At 67.8% G+C, this 20178-nt stretch carries 20 protein-coding genes; 10 read left to right on the plus strand and 10 right to left on the minus strand.

Going from position 1 to position 20178, the window contains the following annotated elements; genetic code table 11:
• Positions 1 to 144: 144 nt before the first annotated feature.
• From QMA07_RS12750 to QMA07_RS12770, 5 genes are read right to left on the minus strand one after another with little or no spacing between them, the layout of a single operon-like run.
• On the minus strand, positions 145 to 984 hold the full coding sequence (locus QMA07_RS12750) for an ATP-binding cassette domain-containing protein (RefSeq protein ID WP_290162430.1): 840 nt from the start codon (positions 982 to 984) through the stop codon (positions 145 to 147).
• Positions 977 to 1852 (minus strand): ABC transporter ATP-binding protein, encoded by an 876-nt coding sequence (locus QMA07_RS12755; RefSeq protein ID WP_290162432.1) that lies wholly within the window; start codon positions 1850 to 1852, stop codon positions 977 to 979. Before QMA07_RS12755 ends, QMA07_RS12750 begins: the two co-directional genes overlap by 8 nt.
• Positions 1849 to 2760, minus strand: coding sequence for an ABC transporter permease (locus QMA07_RS12760; protein ID WP_290162434.1), 912 nt, complete (start codon positions 2758 to 2760; stop codon positions 1849 to 1851). The genes QMA07_RS12755 and QMA07_RS12760 overlap by 4 nt, the downstream gene beginning before the upstream one ends.
• The gene (locus tag QMA07_RS12765; protein WP_290162436.1) at positions 2757 to 3818 is read right to left on the minus strand and encodes an ABC transporter permease; all 1062 of its coding nucleotides are present in this window, start codon (positions 3816 to 3818) and stop codon (positions 2757 to 2759) included. The genes QMA07_RS12760 and QMA07_RS12765 overlap by 4 nt, the downstream gene beginning before the upstream one ends.
• Positions 3819 to 3832: 14 nt before the next feature.
• Positions 3833 to 5419 (minus strand): ABC transporter substrate-binding protein, encoded by a 1587-nt coding sequence (locus tag QMA07_RS12770; protein WP_290162438.1) that lies wholly within the window; start codon positions 5417 to 5419, stop codon positions 3833 to 3835.
• Positions 5420 to 5568: 149 nt separating this feature from the next.
• Between QMA07_RS12770 and QMA07_RS12775 the strand changes: the two genes are divergently transcribed.
• Complete coding sequence (locus QMA07_RS12775) at positions 5569 to 6156, plus strand: Lrp/AsnC family transcriptional regulator (protein ID WP_290162440.1); 588 nt, start codon at positions 5569 to 5571, stop codon at positions 6154 to 6156.
• Here the strand turns inward: QMA07_RS12775 and QMA07_RS12780 are convergent, their stop codons facing one another.
• Positions 6157 to 6516, minus strand: a complete 360-nt coding sequence (locus QMA07_RS12780; protein ID WP_290162441.1) for a hypothetical protein — start codon at positions 6514 to 6516, stop codon at positions 6157 to 6159.
• Positions 6517 to 6754: 238 nt separating this feature from the next.
• Between QMA07_RS12780 and QMA07_RS12785 the strand changes: the two genes are divergently transcribed.
• From QMA07_RS12785 to QMA07_RS12820, 8 genes are all read left to right on the plus strand, one after another.
• Positions 6755 to 7717 (plus strand): hypothetical protein, encoded by a 963-nt coding sequence (locus tag QMA07_RS12785; RefSeq protein ID WP_290162442.1) that lies wholly within the window; start codon positions 6755 to 6757, stop codon positions 7715 to 7717.
• Entirely contained in the window at positions 7714 to 8847 is a 1134-nt protein-coding gene (locus QMA07_RS12790) for a hypothetical protein (RefSeq protein ID WP_290162443.1), read from the plus strand. Before QMA07_RS12785 ends, QMA07_RS12790 begins: the two co-directional genes overlap by 4 nt.
• 387 nt (positions 8848 to 9234) lie before the next feature.
• Positions 9235 to 9930, plus strand: coding sequence for a DUF1684 domain-containing protein (locus tag QMA07_RS12795; RefSeq protein ID WP_290162444.1), 696 nt, complete (start codon positions 9235 to 9237; stop codon positions 9928 to 9930).
• Between the two features lie 28 nt (positions 9931 to 9958).
• The gene (locus QMA07_RS12800; protein WP_290162445.1) at positions 9959 to 11452 is read left to right on the plus strand and encodes an ABC transporter substrate-binding protein; all 1494 of its coding nucleotides are present in this window, start codon (positions 9959 to 9961) and stop codon (positions 11450 to 11452) included.
• 53 nt (positions 11453 to 11505) lie between these two features.
• Positions 11506 to 12468 carry an ABC transporter permease gene (locus QMA07_RS12805; RefSeq protein ID WP_290162446.1) on the plus strand — a complete coding sequence of 321 codons (963 nt, stop codon included), beginning with the start codon at positions 11506 to 11508 and terminating at the stop codon, positions 12466 to 12468.
• Entirely contained in the window at positions 12465 to 13325 is an 861-nt protein-coding gene (locus QMA07_RS12810) for an ABC transporter permease (RefSeq protein ID WP_290162447.1), read from the plus strand. Before QMA07_RS12805 ends, QMA07_RS12810 begins: the two co-directional genes overlap by 4 nt.
• Positions 13322 to 14119 (plus strand): ABC transporter ATP-binding protein, encoded by a 798-nt coding sequence (locus tag QMA07_RS12815; RefSeq protein ID WP_290162448.1) that lies wholly within the window; start codon positions 13322 to 13324, stop codon positions 14117 to 14119. The genes QMA07_RS12810 and QMA07_RS12815 overlap by 4 nt, the downstream gene beginning before the upstream one ends.
• Positions 14116 to 14871, plus strand: a complete 756-nt coding sequence (locus tag QMA07_RS12820; protein ID WP_290162449.1) for an ABC transporter ATP-binding protein — start codon at positions 14116 to 14118, stop codon at positions 14869 to 14871. The genes QMA07_RS12815 and QMA07_RS12820 overlap by 4 nt, the downstream gene beginning before the upstream one ends.
• A gap of 6 nt (positions 14872 to 14877) precedes the next feature.
• Here QMA07_RS12820 and QMA07_RS12825 read toward each other — a convergent pair whose 3' ends face one another.
• The 4 genes from QMA07_RS12825 to QMA07_RS12840 form a co-directional block, all read right to left on the minus strand.
• Entirely contained in the window at positions 14878 to 15342 is a 465-nt protein-coding gene (locus QMA07_RS12825) for an HIT family protein (protein WP_290162451.1), read from the minus strand.
• A gap of 49 nt (positions 15343 to 15391) precedes the next feature.
• Positions 15392 to 15793 (minus strand): DUF779 domain-containing protein, encoded by a 402-nt coding sequence (locus QMA07_RS12830; RefSeq protein WP_290162452.1) that lies wholly within the window; start codon positions 15791 to 15793, stop codon positions 15392 to 15394.
• An 81-nt stretch (positions 15794 to 15874) separates the two neighbouring features.
• Positions 15875 to 17440: an aldehyde dehydrogenase family protein gene (locus QMA07_RS12835; RefSeq protein WP_290162455.1), complete on the minus strand. Its 1566-nt coding sequence runs from the start codon at positions 17438 to 17440 to the stop codon at positions 15875 to 15877.
• 184 nt (positions 17441 to 17624) lie between these two features.
• Positions 17625 to 18950: a GAF domain-containing protein gene (locus QMA07_RS12840; RefSeq protein ID WP_290162457.1), complete on the minus strand. Its 1326-nt coding sequence runs from the start codon at positions 18948 to 18950 to the stop codon at positions 17625 to 17627.
• A 330-nt stretch (positions 18951 to 19280) separates the two neighbouring features.
• Between QMA07_RS12840 and QMA07_RS12845 the strand changes: the two genes are divergently transcribed.
• Positions 19281 to 20138 carry a response regulator gene (locus tag QMA07_RS12845; RefSeq protein WP_290162459.1) on the plus strand — a complete coding sequence of 286 codons (858 nt, stop codon included), beginning with the start codon at positions 19281 to 19283 and terminating at the stop codon, positions 20136 to 20138.
• Positions 20139 to 20178 lie beyond the last annotated feature (40 nt).

Consider the following 20178-nt stretch of genomic DNA (forward strand, 5'->3'; position numbering starts at 1 on the left):
CCACGGGAGGAGGACTCCGCCACGTGAGGAGGACCGCACCACGGGAGGAGGACTGCGCCACGGGAGGATGCTTCACGCCCATCCCTCCTCCCGACGGGCAGATCTCCTCCCGAGCGCACGAGCGCACGAGCGCCGGAGCATAGGTCAGTCGATGACGGGGGCGATCTCCGACCAGACGATGCGCTCGTTCGTCGACGGTGCGACGGGGATGCGGCCTGTTCCGTCCGGCTCAGGGATCGCTGCGAGCAGCGCCTGAGTGTACGGATGCTGCGGCGCAGACCACACACGATCGGTGGCCCCCGCTTCGAGCACCCGGCCGGCGAACATGACGAAGGTGCGGTCGGCGATGCGCCGGACGACCGCAAGGTCGTGCGAGATGAAGAGCATTCCCGCACCGGCCTCGGCGACCAGGTCGCGCATGAGCCCCGCGACGCTCGTCTGGGTCGATGCGTCCAGGGCCGAGATCGGCTCGTCGGCGACGAGCAGCGACGGCCGTGCGGCGAGCGCCCGCGCGATCGCGAGCCGCTGCTTCTGACCGCCCGAGAACTGATGCGGGAAGCGCGTCGCGACGTCGATCGGCAGCCCGACCCGTTCGAGCCACTCCGCGACGGTCGACCCTTCGGCGCCGCGGGCGCGAGCGGTGGCGATGCCGTCGGCGATCTGGTCTCCGACACGGCGCCGCGGGTTGAGCGACGTCGACGGATCCTGGAACACCATCTGGATGCCGGTGAGCGCGAGGTCGCGGCGCCGGATGCCGAGCGGCTTGACGGGCGCATCGCGGAAGCGCACCTCTCCCCCGGCGAGCTTCTCGATGCCGACGACCGCGCGGGCGAGGCTCGACTTGCCGCTGCCGGACTCGCCGACGAGCGCGACGGTCTCCCCGGGTGCGACGGTCAGCGAGACGCCGTCGACGGCGACCACCGGGGGGCTCCCGGGGTAGCGCACGACAACGCCCTGCGCGTCGAGGACGGCGACTTCACTCATCTGCGGCCTCCTCTTCGGCATCCTTCACGGCCGCATCCGACATCACCGGATCGATGAGAGCGGGATCCGGTGAGGCGATCTCGAGCTTCGACCCCGGCAGGGCCGCGAGCAGCGTGCGGGTGTATTCGTGCTGCGGGTCGCGGAACAGCGTCGCGCGGTCGGCCCGCTCGACGATCTGTCCGTTCTTCATCACGGCCACCTCGTCGGCGATCGCGCTCATGACGCCCAGGTCGTGCGTGACGAGCAGCACGGCGAGGTTGCGCTCTGTCGCGAGGTCGCGCAGCAGACGCAGGATGCCGGCCTGCACGGTGACGTCGAGCGCGGTGGTCGGCTCGTCGGCCAGCAGCACCTCGGGGTCGCATGCGAGAGCGCAGGCGATCGCGATGCGCTGCCGCTGCCCGCCCGAGAACTGGTGGGGGTAGCGCTTGAGTGCGGCATCCGGGTTGGGTACCTGCACGGTCTCGAGCAGCTCGATGGCCCTGGCCTTCGCAGCCTCGCCGCGCAGGCCGAGGTGCACGCGCATGTGATCGGTGAGCTGTCGACCGATCGGCAGCTGCGGGTGCAGCGACGCCGAGGGGTCCTGGAAGATCATCGCGATGCGTGTGCCCCGGATGCGGTTGAGGGCCCGGCGGCGCATGCCGACCAGCTCCTCCCCCGCGAGCAGGATGGACCCGCCGGTGCGTGCCTGCCGAGGGAGCAGCCCGAGCACAGCGAGCGACGTGAGCGTCTTGCCTGATCCGGATTCTCCGGCGAGGCCGTGGATGCGACCTGCCTCCAGGTCGAGCGAGACGCCGTGCACGAGCGGACGACCGATCTCGATCGTCAGGTCGCGGATGCTGAGGACTGTCAGCGGAGCCGAGGCGGTCATGCTGCCGCCCCCTTCGCCGACGCGACATGCTCGGCCTGCTTCTCGTGCGTGACCTCGGCCGTCGGGTCGAGGATGTCGCGCATGGCGTCACCGAGGAAGTTGAAGGCGAGCACCACCGTGAGGATCGCGAGACCGGGGAAGACCCCGAGCCACCAGGCGTCGAAGTTCTGCATGGCGGCGGAGATCATCGAGCCCCACTCGGCGGTGGGCGGCTGCGCGCCGAGGCCGAGGAACGAGAGACCGGAGAGCAGCAGGATCGCCGCGCCGATGTCGAGCGTCGCCAGCACCAGCACGGGGCCGGCGATGTTCGGGAGGATGTCGATGAACAGCGTCCGCAGCGGCGAGTGGCCGAGCAGGCGACCCGCGATCACGTAGTTCTGCCCGCGGAGGCCGAGCACGATGCTGCGGGTGACGCGCGAGTACTGCGGCCACGAGACGACGATCGCCGCGATCACCGCGTTGAACAGCGACGGTCCGAGGGACGCAGCCACCACCATCGCGAGGATGACGGTCGGGAACGCCATGAACAGGTCGGTGATGCGCATCAGCGTCTCATCGACCCAGCCGCCGAAGTACCCGGCGACGGCGCCGATCACCGTTCCGATGATCATCGCCGCGATCACGAGCATCAGTGCCAGGGGAAGGCTCACCGTCGCGCCGGTCATCAGACGGGAGAAGATGTCCCGCCCGTTGCCGTCGGTGCCGAGCAGTGTGTCGATGCCCGGCGCCTGCAGACGAGGAAGCACCTGGGCGTTCGGGCCGTACGGCACCCACCACTGCGCGGTGAAGGCGACGATGATCCATGCTCCGGCGATGACGGTGCCGATCACGCCCAGGGGCGTGCGCCAGGCGCGGGGCCAGCGGAACCGGAACCGCCAGGCGCCGGATGCCGAGTCGATGCGGCTCATGCGATCCTCACTCTCGGGTCGAGGACGCCGTAGAGCAGATCGACGACGAAATTGATGAGGAGGTAGATGAATCCGACGACGAGACCGACACCCATGATGCCCGGGAGATCGAGGTTCGCCGCCGAGTTGTAGGCGTAGGTGCCCAGACCCGGCCACGCGAACACCGACTCGACGAGCACGGTGCCCGAGAGCAGCGAGCCGAAGGCGACGCCGACGACGGTGAGGATGGGCAGGGATGCACCCCGGAGCACGTAGTCGAGGATGACCCGCATCGCGGGAAGCCCCTTGGCGCGAGCCGCCCGCACGTAGTCGCTGCCGAGCACCTCGAGCACCGACGTGCGGATGAAGCGCGTGAGCAGACCGATCGTCACGAGAGACAGCACCATCACCGGCAGAGCCAGGTGCGCGAGGGCGTCGGCGAAACCGACGCCGTCTCCGTTGAGCAGATAGTCGACGGTGTAGAGGCCCGTGACGCGGGGAGGCGGGGTGATCGACGGAGAGATGCGACCGGAACCGGGCGCGATGCGCAGCTCCAGGAAGAACACATAGAAGCTGACCAGCGCGAGCCAGAACGTCGGGACGCTCAGTCCGATCAGCGTCACGACACGGATGACCTGGTCGGTGACCAGACCGCGACGGTAGGCCGCGAGCGTTCCGAGCACGACGCTCACCGCGAGGCTGAGGATGATGGCGCCGATCGCGATCTCGATCGTCGCCGGCACCGCGGTGGCCAGGTCGCTGGTGACCGGTCTCCCGGTCACCAGCGATGTTCCGAGGTCTCCTCGAAGCAGGTTGCCCATGTAGATGAAGTACTGCACGAACAGAGGCTGATCGAGACCCTGGGCCTTGATGAACGCCTCGCGCGTCTCGGGGTTCTGCGATGCCCCCTCGCCCAGTGCCGCCGACACGGGGTCGCCGGGCACGAGGTTCGTCAGAGCGAAGGTCACGATCGTGACCCCCACGAGAAGGAGCAGCGAGGTGCCGATCCGGCGCAGCAGGTATCCGACGAGCGGCGACCTGCGACGCTGAGCCTGCCGTCGCACGGCCACCGTCGTCATGAGTCGAACCCCGATCAGCCGGCGGGCGTGATCTCGGCGATGTCCATCTCCCACACCGAGTTGTACACGGCGCCGGTGACGGCATCCGCCGTGGCGATGTTGCGACCCGGCACGATCAGCGGCACGAAGGGGCCCTCGGCCTGCATCGCCTCGGCGAACGAGGTGAAGGCCTCGCTGCGCTGCGCCTCGTCGGTCGCGGCCGCGGCACCGGCTGCGATCCCCGCGATCTCGGGGTTGGCCTCGGCAGCCCATCCCGCGCGCAGACCGACCTTCAGACCGGGGGCGAACGGGAGGAAGTTCGCGGAGTCCGCGTAGTCAGGACCCCAGAACCACAGGCCGAAGCCCTCGGTGCCGTTGACGTACGCGTCGAGCTCGGTGGCGAACGGGGCCGGAGCGAGTTCGACGGCGATGCCGGCATCCTCGAGCTGAGCCTGGATGCGCTCGGCGAGCGGAGTGAACTCCACACCGCCGACCGGGTAGTCGTTCGGGAACTGCAGCTTCAGGGTCTGACCCGTGTAGCCGGCCTCGGCGAGAGCGGCCTCGGCCTTGTCGAGGTCCTGCTCGACACCGGTGTCGAGGGCGCCCTCGAATCCGGGCGGGATCACGCCGGTCGCCTGCACAGCACCCGCACCTGCGAGCTCGAGCAGCGCGTCGTAGTCGAGTGCGTAGCGGATCGCCTCGGCGATCTTGACGTTCGCGAGCTCACCCGCGACGGCCTCGGACTGGTTGAGCAGCAGGAAGATCGTCTGGCCCGACGGCACCGACTCGACAGTCAGTCCGTCGCCGAGTCCGGAGACCTGGTCGCCGTTGAGGTCCATCGCGACCATCGAGTCGCCGCCCTTGAGGTTGGCGAGCTGCGTCGCGCTCTCCGACACGTTGCGCACGACGACGCGGCCGTAGGCGGCCTCTTCATCGCCGTTGTACTCGTCGCTCTTGGTCAGCACGACCTGCGACGAGAGGTCGAGCGTGTCGAGCACGAACGGACCGGAGCCGGCTGAGGTGCCGTCCAGGAACTCCTGCGCGCTGTCGGTGCCGTCGATCGTTCCGCCGTTCTCGATCACGACGTCGGAATTGACGATGCCGAGCGCGGGGTTGGCGAGGATCGCGGGAAGCTGCAGCAGCGGCGTCTCGGAGGTGATCGAGATCGTCTTCTCGTCGACCTCGGTGATCGTCAGGCCGCCCAGGAGGAAGTTCGGCTTGGCATCGGTCATGCCCTGGATGCGCTGCAGGGTGAAGACGACGTCCTTCGCCTCGATCGGCGTGCCGTCGGAGAACACGCGGTCGCCCTCGAGCGTGAAGGTGAACTCGGTCGCCTCGTCGTTCTGCTCCCACGACGCGAGGCCGGGGACGGGAGTCGAGACATCAGAGCCCTCGAAGTCGACGAGAGTCTCGTACAGAGCCTTCGCGATCATGTTGCCGGTCGGGTCGTAGGTGTGGCCGGGGTCGGCGGTCTCGATCGAGAACGCGGTGTCGATGACCAGCGAGTCGGAACCGGAGGACTCTCCCCCGTTGTTCGCCGAGTTGCCACCGGAGCAACCGGCGAGAGCGAAGAGCGCGACAGCTCCGATCGCGATGACGGACGTGCTGCGACGTGACGACATATGGGCCTCCAGGGGCGAGGAGTTTTATCGGGTTCGGTCGACGCCGGGTGGACGACCGGTGATCAGATTCGCATTGTATGGGACTATGTGTCCAGCAAGAATGCAGACGTCATCACAGTCTGTCCAAGACCCCGCCCATGAGGAGCATTGTGTCCACCAAGAGCGACGAAGCCGCGAAGCAATCTGGACGAAGTGCCGCCCCGCTGGACGACATCGGATACAGAATCCTCGAGACGCTGCGCGATAACGGTCGCATCTCGATCGCCGCGCTGGCCGAAACAGTGGGGATCTCCCGCGCGAACGCCTACACGCGAGTCGAGACGCTCATGCAGGACGGTGTGATCACCGGGTTCAGTGCCCGGGTCGACCAGTCCAAGGCGGGACTGTCGATCGGCGCACTCGTGTTCGTCACCGTGCACCCGCAGGCCTGGGCGTCGTTCCGCGAGAGCGTGCTCGAGATGCCCGACGTCGAGTGGTGCGCCATCACCACGGGCGAGCACGACGCCATGCTGCTCATCCGCGCCGTCGATGTGAGCGGCGTGCACGAGTTCACGACCGGCGTCGTCGCGCAGCTGCCCGAGGTGCGCACGGTCGTCAGCGTGGTCGTGCTCGACGAGGTGATCCGTCGTTCGTTCCTGCTGCCGAGCGACCTGCCGGAACGCGATCTGGCGACGCCCCTGGGTATGACGCGATGGACGCCGGCGACGCCGGGTCGCGACATGCTTCCGCCGCGCTGATCAGGCGGCTGCGGCCTCTTCGCACACACTGAGCTGCGGCAGTCCGTGCATCTCGTAGTGCTCGACGAGTCGGATGCGACCGTCGTCCGTGAGTTCGAGCAGGCTCTCACCGTCTCCGGTCACGACGGCGCCGTCTGAGACCAGCACGTGCACGAACGACACCCAGATGGTGTCGCCGGTGCGGGTGCCGACGAAGCGTCCGAAGGTGACGGTGTCACCGGAGTAATCGCCCCAGATCGCACCGTCCTTCTCCCGGTAGACGAACTCGCTGGGCGATTCGGGGTCGACCGCCGAGGTGGTGGAGGAGACCATCCGGAACCGGCGGCCATCGAGCGAGGGAATGGTTGCAGTCGAGCTCACCCTCCGATTATGGAGGGCGCTCTTGGGTGCGCTGAAGCCCTGTCGGCAAGCGTCTTCCCAGCCCGCTCGCCGGGTAGATCGGGCGAGACGAAACATGCCTGGCCCTCGGCGCCCGCGGCGTTTTGTCTGACGCCGTTCGAGCTCGACGAGCCTCTCCTTCCCCCCGCATATTCCGCCGCCTCCGCCGCGCGAAGGGGTTATCCGATATCTCGCAGGTACCGTGGGTCGCATGCATTGGATGTCTGACACCTCGGCCGGCGACTGGCTGCGCGAGCGCCTCGACGATCCATGGAACGCGACGATGCACGCCGTCGTTCCCCACGGCTTTCCGGCCTATGCCCGCATCCTGCACCCCGCCATCGTGCGCTCACTGCCCGACCGGCCGGTGCCGACCTACGACGAGTACGACGCGATGCCGGAGGCGGAGCGGCAGGCGCTGTTCGATCGGTTCATCGATGAGCCTGCGACCTGGGCCGAGACGGCATCCGCCTTCGGCACCACGCTGCATCCGCTGGCGCAGTGGCAGCGCATCGTCCGCACCCCACCCGATGCCGACTGGAACCTGCGGCTGTCGCCCGACGGCCGAGAGTTCACGGGTCCGATGGAGGGCGAAGTCTCTCCGGAGATGCTCTCAGTGATCGCCGGGCACCTCACTACCCACACCGCGACTCCGGATGCCGGCTTCGCGGCGCTCTGGGAGGGCCGGGGCGGTCTGGTCGGTCACATGGGGCACGGCCCGTCCCGCGCCTTCCTGACATTCAGCGACGACCCGAATCATCAGGCGATGCTCGATCGCAGCGTGAAGGATCCGTTCAACAACGTCTTCCGAAAGCAGACCTGGCAGGAGGGCATCCTGGCGCGCGAGATCTCGGAGGGCCCACGATTCCGTCTGCCGGAGCGGGACCACGTGCTCTTTCGTGGAGCCATCACGGACTTCACGCGTCATGACTGGGTGCTGGACGTCCCCTGGCGCGACCGCCCGGCCGAGGAGCACGGGTTCGAGCCGTCCGCGCAGACCCCGAGCATCCTGTGGCCCGACGACCACGCCTGGGTGATGGTGAGCGAGATCGACTACGACTCGACCATCGTGGCCGGGTCGACCGAGCTGGTCGCCGCGATCTGCGCCGACGAGCGGCTCGAGGCGTTCCCGATCCCCGAGAACGCCGACCTCACCTGGGATGCCGACGAGGTGAATCGATGACGACACCACCGCCGCAGACAGGGCCCACCTTCGACGCTGCTCCTCTCACCGACCCGGTCGATCCGAAGGCGGTCACCGCGTTCGCGGCCGAGCTGCGTGCCCGTGGATCCAGCGGCACGCGCGGCACGACCATCTTCGCGATCGTCGTCATCTCTCTCATGGCCCTCGTCGTGGTCCCTGTGGTCTTCATGACCATCGTCAGCATCGTCTCCACGCCCGGCGGATCCGGGTTCGCGACAGTCCCGCTGGTGATCTTCGGCGTCATCGCGGTCATGATCGCCGTCGGCGGTGTCATCGGCTGGCGTCGCGCCCGCGTCACCCGCTACCGCCTCCACCGCTTCGCACAGGCGAACGGCATGTCGTACGAGGGACGAGTCACCGCTCCCTCGCTGCCGGGGATGATCTTCAGCCTCGGCGGCTCGCGCATGTCGACCGATCTCGTGCGCGGCACGACGCCGAGGTTCGTCGAGTTCGGCAACTACCAATACACGGTGAAGCGCGGCAAGAGCTCGACCACCTATCGCTGGGGCTACGTCGCGGTGAAGCTCGACGCACCGCTGCCCAACATCGTGCTCGATGCCAAGGGCAACAACGGATTCGGGTCGAACCTGCCGGCGTCCTTCCAGAAGGAGCAGCGGCTGTCGCTCGAAGGCGACTTCGACGAGTACTTCACGCTCTACTGCCCCGAGGGGTACGAACGTGACGCGCTGTATCTGTTCACGCCCGACATCATGGCCCGGTTCATCGACAACGCCGCCGAGCTCGACGTCGAGATCGTCGACGACTGGATGTTCCTCTATACGCAGCGCAGGGTGTCGACGCTCGACCCTGCGACCTGGGCCTGGCTGTTCGGTGCCGTCGGCGCATTGATCACGAAGCTCGATCAGTGGGAGCGCTGGAGAGACGAGCGTCTGCTCGTCGAGAATCCGACGGCTGCGGCATCCGCTTCCCCGGCAGCCTCAGCCCGGCCTGCGAACGAGCGCCTTCCGTTCGCTCCGCCGGTCGGCCTGCTGTCGCCGCCGCCGGGCGTCGCCCACGAAGGACGCAGACTGAAGCGCAGCTTCCCGTGGGTGCCGATCGTCGTCCTGATCGGCTTCGCGGCGTTCTGGTTCTGGTCCAGATCTTTCTGAACGCGAACCCCCGAGGGTGGGTTGTGGGGGTGGGTGCTGACTGGGGATCAGCGTTCCCACCCCATCCCCCCTCGGGATCAGAAGGAGATCTGACACTCCCTCCGCAGGACGGTCGAACCGTCCGTACGCGCGGGTCAGCTGGGGACTGACGACTCTGCGCGTATATGAGTAATGGTATACCGGCATACGTTGCATTCCATTGCGTTTCAGCGACTCGACCGAACGCGTTGCATCGCGTCCGAAAACGTGCGAAATGAGGGCCTGCAGCCCCCTTCTGACGCGGCATTCGTGCATGCTCGGAAAGGCCCTGTCCCCCGTGACGTCGCGCATTACCCAGAGTGACGGACCCGGCCCCACCTCTTTCTGCATGCAAGAGAATTGAAGGTGATGTCTGAATTCGAAGATCACACCCAGTGGCAGGCCGAGCGTCGCGCCTCCGTCACCTCGGCGACCGGAAACCTCGCTCTGATCGAGACCCGCTGGACGGGCGAGGCGCCCGATCTGGATGCCGAGCAGCAGGCGGCGTCCGACACGGTGACCGTGACGCCGATCCAGCGCACGAACATCGAGACCGGTGAAGCCGAGCACGGGCTGCGCCTGTGGGATGCCGAGGCGCCCGCGATCCGCGCCTTCGACCGCATCGACACCTACGTCTACGACCCCGCGTGGGTGCTCGAGGGGCACTTCACCCCGGTGTCCGGTGAGCGGCGGGTGTCGTTCGAACACATCCGCGACAACGGCGGCACCCGGGAACTCGTCGTCCCCGGCGACATCCACTTCGCGCTCGACGGCCGCGAGTACACCCTGGCGGCCTTCGACGACGGCGGCACGCTGCTGCTCGTGTTCGGCGACGAGACCAACGGCTCGGAGACCTACGGATCCGGTCGCTTCCTGTTCGTCGAGCTGCGCGACGACGCGGGATCCGTGACCCTCGACTTCAACCGCGCTTTCGTGCCGCCCTGCGGATTCAGCGCCCAGTACAACTGCCCGCTGCCGCCGGCATCCAACCGCTTCCCCCTGCCTATCCGAGCAGGCGAGAAGAATGTCGTCTTCCGCGACGGCTTCGACATCTACGCGGCGTGACGCCGCACCCCCTCACCCTGGAGCACTCATGAGAAGAACCCGCATCCTCGGCGCGCTCGGCGCCGTGGCCACGCTCGCCCTCGTGGCCGGATGCGCGTCGGGCGCGACCGACGACGCCGCGAGCGAAGACGCCACGATCTTCATCGGCTCGCTGTACGAGCCGACCAACCTCAGCAACACCCAGGGCGGCGGCCAGGGTGTGACCGAGGCGCTGACCGGCAATGTCTACGAGGGCCTCTATCGGCTGACCGACGACGGCGAGGTCGAACCGCTTCTCGCCGAGGACGCTCAGGTGTCCGACGACGGGCTCACCTACACGATCACGTTGCGCGACGACGTGACGTTCCACTCGGGTGACCCACTGACCTCCGCCGACGTGAAGTCGAGCGTCGAGGCCGTCACCGCTGAAGACTCGGTCTCGGCACGCAAGTCGAGCTTCAAGACCATCGCCGACATCGCGACGCCCGACGACACGACAGTCGTCTTCACGCTGTCGCAGCGGTCGATCTCGTTCCTCTACAACCTCAGCTACGTCTGGGTCGTGAACGACGAGGCCGGCGACATCACCGGATCGGAAGACGGCACGGGCCCCTACACGCTCGACGAGTGGAAGAAGGGCTCGACCCTGACGCTCGAGCGCTGGGACGACTACTGGGGCGAGCCGGCCAAGAACGCCGAGGTCGTCTACACGTACTTCACCGACGCGACCGCTGAGAACAACGCTCTGGCCACAGGCGAGATCGACGTGATCACCAGCGTGCAGAGCCCGGATTCGCTCGCGCAGTTCTCCGGCGACGACTACGTGATCAGTGAGGGCACCTCGACCACGAAGGAGCTGCTCGCGTTCAACGACCGCGTCGCTCCCTTCGACAATGCGCTCGTGCGCAAGGCGATCTACTCGGCCGTCGACACCCAGAAGCTCCTCGAGTCGATCTGGGGCGACTACGGCACGCTGATCGGCTCGATGGTGCCGCCGACCGACCCCTGGTACGAAGACCTCACCTCGGTGAACCCGTACGACGTCGAGCTCTCGAAGGATCTGCTCGCTCAGGCCGGCTACGCCGACGGCTTCACGTTCACACTCGACACCCCGAGCTACGACCCGCACCCCGCCGTGGCGGAGTTCCTGCAGTCACAGCTCGCCGAGGTCGGCATCACGGTCGAGATCAACACGATCAGCGCCGACGAGTGGTACACGAAGGTGTTCAAGGAGCAGGACTTCGAGGCCACCCTCCAGGAGCACGTGAACGACCGCGACGTGGTCTGGTACGGCAACCCCGACTTCTACTGGGGCTACAACGACGCTCAGGTGCAGCAGTGGGTCGCCGAGGCCGAGCAGGCTGCGACGACCGACGAGCAGACGGCCCTGCTGAAGCAGGTCAACGAGAAGATCGCCGAGGATGCCGCGAGCGTATGGTTGTACCTGTATCCGCAGATCGTGGTCGCGTCGAGCGACCTCAGCGGTTACCCGGTCAACGGCCTGAACTCGCAGTTCTTCGCCTACGACATCGTCAAGTCCTGACGCGCGAGGGGGATGCCGCGCGTCGGCATCCCCCTCTTTCATCCTGAGAAGCCATGCTCGCCTACCTGCTGCGCCGCCTCGCGTTCCTCGTGGTCTCGCTCATCGTCGCGATGATCGCGATCTTCGTGCTGCTGCGGCTGCTTCCCGGTGACCCGGCGAACGCCCTGCTCTCGGTGAACGCCACTCCCGAGCAGATCGCCGCAGCCCGCGCGCAGGTCGGATCCGACCAGCCGCTGCTGCAGCAGTTCACCACCTGGGCGGGGCAGCTGCTGCGCTTCGATCTCGGAGAGTCCTTCCTGAGTTCTCGTCCGGTCGGCCCCGACATCGCCGATCGCCTCGCCGTGACTCTCCCCCTCACTCTCATCGCCTTCACGGTGGCCCTGCTCGTCTCGCTCGTGATCGGCATCACGGCCGCCGTGAAGTCCGACCGCTGGTACGGCATCGCCCTCTCCGGTTTCGCACAGCTCGGCGTCGCGGTTCCCGTCTTCTGGGTGGGCGTCGTGCTCGTGTGGGTCTTCGCACTCGGACTGGGCCTGCTGCCCTCCGGCGGATTCCCGCGCGACGACTGGGAGGACCCGGCCGACGCGCTGCGCTCGCTCGCCCTGCCGGTGATCACCATCGTGATCGTGATGAGCGCCTCCCTCAGCCGCTACGTGCGGTCCGCCACCCTCGACGTGATCGGCAGCGACTATCTGCGCACCGCCCGGGCCGGCGGATCCGGCACGGCCGAAGCACTCATCCGTCACGGCGTGCGAAACGGCTCAGTACCCGTCGTCGCGATCCTCGGCATCGAGCTGTCGACGACACTGCTCGGCGCGGTCGTCGTCGAGAGCGTCTTCACCCTCCCCGGCCTCGGCAGTCTGCTGCTGTCGGCCATCGAGCAGCACGACTTCCAGGTCATCCAGGGCGTCCTCGTCGTCAGCACCCTGTTCGTGCTGCTCGTCGGCTTCGCCGCCGACATCGTGCAGCGCCTGATCGATCCGCGTCTGCGCACGAGCGTCTCGGGCAACCGATGAGCCGCGTCGCCGAGCAGCTGATAACCGGTTCCGTCCCCGTGCGGAGGCGGCCGAAGGCGACTCTGCTGATCGGACTCGTGCTCACCGGCGCCATCGTGCTGATCGCCCTGGTCTCGCTGTTCTGGCTGCCCTATCCGCTCGCCGACACCAGCGGCGGTCGCCTCGAAGGGCCGAGCGCCCTGCACCTGCTCGGCACCGATCGACTCGGCCGTGACCTGCTGTCGCAGCTCATGTGGGGTGCACGGATCGCGCTGATCGTCGGCACCTGCTCGGTCGCCATCGCCGCCGTGCTCGGCACCGTCGTCGGCCTCATCGCCGCGTTCTCCCGCCCCTGGGTCGACGACACGCTCTCGGCCGGGCTAGACGTCGTCATCGCGTTCCCCGTGCTGCTGCTCGCGATGCTCGTGGTCGCTGTGCAGGGCGCCTCGCTCTGGTCTGCGGTCCTCGCGATCGGTCTCGCGATGTCGGCGGTCGTCGCGCGACTCACCCGCATCCTGTCGCGCCGCGTGCTGCAGGAGCAGTTCGTCACCGCCGCCCGCACCAGCGGCACTTCGACGCTGGGCATCGTGTTCCAGCATGTGCTGCCGAACATCGCGCCGACCCTCGCCGTCAGCCTCGCGCTGCAGTTCGGTGCCGCCGTGCTCGCCGAGGCGAGCCTGTCGTACCTCGGACTCGGCGCACCGCCGCCCAACGCGTCGTGGGGTCGCATGCTGCAGGAGGCGCAGGGCACCGTGCTGACCGCTCCGGTCGGCGCGATCGCCCCCGGCATCGCCATCATCGCCCTCGTGCTCGGGGTCAACTTCCTCGCCGACGGCCTGCGCGACCTCGCCGACCCGACCCGCAGGAGGAGCCGATGAGCATCCTCGACGTCTCAGGCCTCATCGTGCGCTCGGCATCCGGCGCACTCGTTCGCGACGTCTCGTTCTCGCTCCAGCCCGGCGAGCGCCTCGGGCTGATCGGTGAATCGGGGTCAGGCAAGTCGTTGACCTCGCTCGCGGTGACCGGGCTGCTTCCCGACTCTCTGCATGCATCCGGTTCGGTGCTGCTCGACGGGCATCAGGTCGTCGGTGCTCGGGATGTCGACCTCCGCCCACTGCGAGGACCCGTCGCGCAGATCGTGTTCCAGGAGCCGCTCACCGCGCTCGATCCGCTGATGCGGGTCGGCCGCCAGATCGCCGAGCCGCTGCGCCGTCATCTCGGGCTGCGGGGCACGGAGCTGCGTTCGGCTGTCACGAGTGCTCTCGACGAGGTGGCGCTGTCGGATCCGCGCATCGCGCGCGCCTACCCACACGAGCTCTCAGGCGGTCAGCGGCAACGCGTGGCGATCGCGATCGCCCTCGCAGCGCGCCCTGAGCTGCTCATCGCCGACGAGCCGACGACGGCGCTCGACGTGACGGTGCAGGATGCCGTGCTCTCCCTGCTCGAGCGACTCGTCGCCGACCGTGGCATGGCGTTGCTGTTCATCAGCCACGACCTCGCCGTCGTCTCGCGCATGGTCGATCGCATCGTCGTGCTGCGCGACGGGCTGGTCGTCGAGGAGGGTGCGGTCGCGCAGGTGCTGCAGAGCCCGGCAGAGCCGTACACCCGGATGCTGGTCGACAGCGCCCGCGCACTCGACGCGTTCCTCGACGCCGCGGAGGGCGAGCGATGAGCCTTCTCGAACTGCGCGGTGCGGGCTTCGCCTATGGATCCCGTCAGGTGCTCGACGACGTGTCGCTGAGCCTCGACGACGGCGACTCCCTGGGTCTCGTCGGCGAGTCGGGTGCCGGCAAGTCGACGATCCTGCGTCTGCTGCTGGGGCTCTCGGCGCCGCGAGAGGGACAGGTGCTGTTCGACGGCGTGCCCCTGTCGCTGCGCGACCGCGCCCAGATGCGTCGCTTCCGTGCCAGCGTGCAGCCGGTCTTCCAAGACCCGTACTCGTCGCTCGACCCCCGTCAGCGCATCGACCGCATCATCGGCGAGCCCCTTCGTTCACTCGGCCTCGCCTCCGGCGCCGACGCGAAGCGCCGCATCGCCGAATCCCTCGAATCGGTCGGGCTTCCCGCCGACACCGCCCGCCGGTATCCCCACGAGTTCTCGGGCGGGCAACGCCAGCGCATCGCCATCGCCCGCGCCGTCGTCTCCCGGCCTCGCGTGCTGCTCGCCGACGAGCCGGTCAGTGCACTCGACGTCACGACACGCGTGCAGGTGCTCGAACTGCTCGATCGGCTGCGTCGCGAGAACGGCCTGTCGCTCATCATGGTGTCGCACGACCTCACGGCCATCGCCTCGGCGTGCGACCGCACGGTGGTGCTGCAGAACGGGCGCGTCGTCGAGCAGGGTGCGACGGCATCCGTGCTTCATGCCCCGCACGACCCGTACACGCGGGCATTGGTCGACGCGGTTCCGCGCCTCCCCCGCTGAGTCCGATCAGGCGCTCGCCTGCCACCCTCTTCGCAGCGCGGACACTGACGCATCCAGCTCCGCGTCAGGGAGATACAGGGGTCCGTCCGAGATGTCCACGTTCTGCAGGGGGTCATCCGCGACGTGCTGCGGGAACACGTGGCAGTGCAGATGCGGTGCCCGATGCCCCATCACCAGGTAGTTGATCTTCCGCGGGTCGAACGCCGTGTCGACGGCCCGGCCCGCGCGCTGGACATCGCGCCAGAACGCACTGAGCTGAGCGGCGTCCAGCTGACCGAGGTCGGTGAGATGCTCGCGGAGGATGACCACGGTGTAGCCGGGATGCGCCTGGTTTCGCACCAGACGGATGCGAGTCGCGTCTGTGGAGGCAACGAGGATGCTGTGCTCGTTCTCCGGCAGATGAGCGTCGGCGCACATCCCGCAGAGCTCAGGGTCCACGAGTTCTGCCCACTCCTCATCCGTCCACCACATCGGCCCATGGTAACCAGACGAATCGCGCTGCCGGTCGCACCGAGCGCCGTCAGCCCGCCGAACCCGCCAGCCCGAAGTACGCGAGCTCCGCATCGTTCAGCATCCGGGAGCGGATCAGGAACCGCATCCCCGTCGGCCCCTCGACCGAGAAGCCGGCACCGCGACCAGGCACGACATCGATCGTCAGGTGCGTGTACTTCCAGTACTCGAACTGCGACTCCGACATGAAGACCTCGACCGGGGCGTCGAGCCCGACGTCGAGCGCGCCCAGCAGCACATCGCCCGGTCCTGTGATGAACATCCCCACCGGGTAGCACATGGGCGACGAGCCGTCGCAACATCCGCCCGACTGATGGAACATCAGAGGTCCATGCTGCACAGTGAGATCGCGGACGAGGGATGCCGCGGCATCCGTCACGTCGACCCGCTGATAGGTGCCGATGCTCACCATGGTCCGCGCCTTCCTGGGGTGGTTCGAGGGCAGATGGTTCCGGGCGGACGCTGAGGGTGCAGCGCCCGCCCGGGGTCGAACTCAGAAGAAGCCCATCGGGCCCTCTGCATACGAGACCAGGAGGTTCTTGGTCTGCTGGTAGTGATCGAGCATCATCTTGTGGTTCTCGCGCCCGACGCCCGACTGCTTGTATCCACCGAACGCGGCGTGCGCGGGGTACTGGTGATACGTGTTGGTCCACACGCGACCTGCCTCGATCGCACGCCCTGCCCGATAGGCGGTGTCGCCACTGCGGCTCCACACCCCGGCACCGAGACCGTAGAGCGTGTCGTTCGCGATCGAGATCGCATCGTCGAAACCGTCGAACGAGGTGACCGACAGCACCGGCCCGAAGATCTCCTCCTGGAAGATGCGCATGTCGTTGGTGCCCTCGAAGACGGTCGGTGCGACGTAGTACCCCTCGCTGAGATCTCCACCGAGGTCGACGCGGTCGCCACCAGCGAGCAGTCGCGCGCCGCCCTGCTTCCCGATGTCGATGTAGCTGAGGATCTTCTCCAGCTGGTCGTTCGACGCCTGGGCACCGATCATCGTGGCGGGGTCGAGCGGGTTGCCCTGGATCACCTTGCCGACGCGCTCGAGACCGTCGGCGAGGAAGCCGTCGTAGATCGACCGCTGGATGAGCGCCCGCGACGGGCACGTGCAGACCTCGCCCTGGTTCAGCGCGAACATCGTGAAGCCTTCGAGCGCCTTGTCGTAGAACGGGTCGGCGGTGTCGCGAGCGACGTCCTCGAAGAACACGTTGGGGCTCTTGCCTCCGAGTTCGAGGGTCACGGGTATCAGGTTCTGCGAGGCGTACTGCATGATCAGGCGCCCCGTCGTGGTCTCACCCGTGAAGGCGACCTTGCGGATGCGCTTGTGCTGCGCGAGCGGTGCGCCCGCCTCGATGCCGAAGCCGTTGACGATGTTCACGACACCGGGCGGCAGCAGGTCTCCGATGATGTCGAAGAGGAACAGCAGGGATGCCGGGGTCTGCTCCGCCGGCTTGATGACCACGCAGTTGCCTGCGGCGAGCGCCGGTGCGAGCTTCCACACGGCCATCAGGATCGGGAAGTTCCAGGGGATGATCTGGCCGACCACTCCGAGCGGCTCGTGGAAGTGGTACGCGACGGTGTTCTCGTCGAGCTGGCTGATGCCGCCCTCCTGCGCCCGGAGCACGCCGGCGAAGTAGCGGAAGTGATCGACCGCGAGGGGGATGTCGGCGGCGAGCGTCTCGCGCACCGGCTTGCCGTTCTCCCACGTCTCGGCGACGGCGATCTCCTCGAGGTGCTGCTCGATGCGATCGGCGATCCGGTTGAGCACGACCGCGCGCTCGGCCGGACTGGTCTTGCCCCAACTCGCGAACGCCTTCCAGGCGACGTCGACGGCACGGTCGATGTCTTCGACGGTGCCGCGGCCGACCTCGGTGAACGGCTTGCCGTTGACCGGGCTCACGTTGTCGAAGAACTGGCCCTTGACCGGATCCACGAACTCGCCGCCGATGTAATGACCGTACCGCGGACGGTAGGTGGCGACAGCGCCCGGCTGACCGGGGGCGGCGTACGCGGAGGATGCGGGGGCGGTGGACACGTCTTCTTCGACGATCGTCATCGGAACTCCTTCGACGGGCCACGGCGTCGGTGCTGCGGCTGTCCTCCGACGGTAGGCCGGCGGAGGTTGCGCTCCGATGCGCAACGTTGCGAACGGTTGCACGTCACGCCGGCACCTTTTCGAATCGCGTGAATGACCCGATCCGAGGTCGGAATGCAACCAATCGCGCGATTCGAAAGGTGGGTCAGCGATCTTCGATGCGTTCGATGCGCGCGACCAGTCCGGCGCGCTTCGGCGACCGGGCGGGCAGCATCTCGAGAGCGAGACGGAGAGCCGCGGCATCCCCCTGCCCCTCCGGGATGTCGGCGTACTCCAGGAGCACGTCGAGGCTCGCTTCCGACAGCATCACCTCGCGCAGCGCCGCTCGCACCGACTCTCGGAACTCCTCCACACCGGGCGAGGTCGACTCGGGAAGCACGGGGCCGCGATAGGCGGTGAGGGCGACTCGATGCGCGCCTCGGTCGAGCAGCGAGAGCACGTCCTGCGCGTCCGTCTCGAGGGGCACCGTCAGTCGGTAGGGCCGGGATTCGGGAACGAGGCTGGGCGCGTGCTTCTCGAGCACCTTGCGCAGGCGCACCATCTCAGGGCGCAGAGTGTCGGCGGATGCGTCGGGTCCGTAGACGAGCTCGCTCAGGCGCTCGGCAGACAGGCCCTGCCGGTTCACCGCGAGCATCAGCAGGATGGCGGCGTGGCGAGCGCTGAGCTCGATCATCGACTCCTCGAGCTCGGTCTCGGACTCGAGGCGCGCTCTGTCCCGCCCGAGCACGTGCAGGGTCGCGCGGGTCGTGGGCTTGGCGCGAGACGAGAAGGTCGTCGGGCGTGGCGCGTCGCTGCGCGCTCGAAGCCGCGCCACCATCAGCTCGGACTCGACGGCGCGCGCCGTGGCATCCACCAGCAGCCGTGCCTGAGTCGAGACGACGTCGTCTCCGCCCGTGACGTCGATCACCCCGAGCACCCGCCGCGTCTCGGGGTCGCGCACGGGCGCCGCGGTGCACGACCACGGATGCACGAGTCGGTTGTAGTGCTCGGCTCCGCGGATCTGCACCGACTGACCGAGCTCGAGCGCGGTGCCGGGGGCGGTGGTGCCCACGGCATCCTCTGCCCAGTTCGCTCCTGCGACGAATCCCATGCCCTCGGTCAGCGATTGCAGCTGCCGGTCGCCTTCGATCCACAGCAGCCGACCGGCCTGATCGCCGACCGCCACCACGACCCCCGACTCCTCGGGAGTGCCGGGGAGGAGCAGCGCACGGATCATGTCCATGGCGGATGCCAGCGGATGCGCGAGTCGATAGGCATCGAGCTCCTCGGTCACGAGCTCGATGCGCGGGGCCTCCTCGGGCGCGACCCGCCCTCTCCACGAGCGAACCCAGGACTCACGGACGAGAGGACGCACCTGCTGCAGTCGATGGTCGTCGAGGTTGCCGGCGATGAGTTCCTCATGTGCGCGCTCGATCAGCAGACGAGAGGCCTCAGGAGGACCATCACGTGACACCTGCCACGACGCGACCACAGCGTCTCCATTCGTCGTCGGTGGAGCGTTACCCCAGTGTAGGAGCCGGATGCCGCGGGCGGAACCCGCGATATTCCGCCCGAGCACAGGTGCCTTAACTGGTATACCGGCACTTCGCGCCAGAGTCCGTAACATGCACGAAGACACCTGCTGGTGCGACCTTGACGGCCTCTCGCGACCCGAGCGACGCCCCGGGGCGCGGTGACACCCCGAGGCGAACCCTCGCGGTGCACACTTCGGCCCATCAGATCGATGCAGATGAGCGAGGTGCATCGTCGGGATCGGAGGGATCATGCGAACAGGCCCCGTCGCGCCGCTCGAGGTCGGGCGATGGCTGCCCTGCGCGTACTGATCGTCGACGACGACCCGATGGTCGCGCAGCTGCATCGGATGTTCGTCGAGCGGACCCCCGGTTTCATCGTGACGGGCATCGCGTCCACAGGGGAGGCTGCCGTCGAGATGGTGCAGGGCGACCGTCCCGACGTCGTCCTGCTCGACCTGCAGCTTCCCGGCATCTCGGGAATCGATGTTCTGCGCCTGCTGCGCACGCATCACGGTGACGATGTCGATGTCATCGCCGTCACGGCAGACCGCAGGGCGAGCAGCGTCGCGCAGATGCGGATGCTGGGCGTCGCGCACTATCTCGCCAAACCGTTCTCGCTGCGAGAGCTTCGCTCTCGGCTCCGATCGGTGGCCCGGGTGCGCAGCGCTCTCTCATCCCGACAGAGCTTCGCCGGCCAATCCGAGATCGACGAGGTCATGCACAGTGAGTTCGTCGCCGACATCCCGCCGAGCCGACCTGACGACCCCACCGATCAGGAGATCCGAGCCGGGCATCCGCTCGATCTTCTGCGTGAGCGTGCCGATCTCGCGATCTCGGAGCAGGCCCACTCGATGGATTTCACACTGCACACCCTCGCTGACTCGCTGCACGTCTCGGCACGCCAGCTGCAGAGGGCGTACGCACGCGACGGACGTTCGGTGCAGGATGCGATCCGCGATCATCGCGTCGGGGTGGCCGCGATGCTGATGCTCGGAGTGGAGCGCCTCACGGCGACCGAGATCACCCGGCGAAGCGGCTTCAGCAGTCCGCGCAGCTTGCGACGCGCCTTTCAGGACGTGCACGGGGTTCCTCCCGCTCGCTGGCGCGCCGCGCACGCGACGGTCGAGATCGACGAGTCGGAATAGCGACGGAAAACGGACAGAACGCGTCGGGCTGATGCGGAAG

The sequence above is a fragment of the Microbacterium sp. APC 3901 genome (genome assembly GCF_030407765.1).
Taxonomy (GTDB): Bacteria; Actinomycetota; Actinomycetes; order Actinomycetales; family Microbacteriaceae; genus Microbacterium.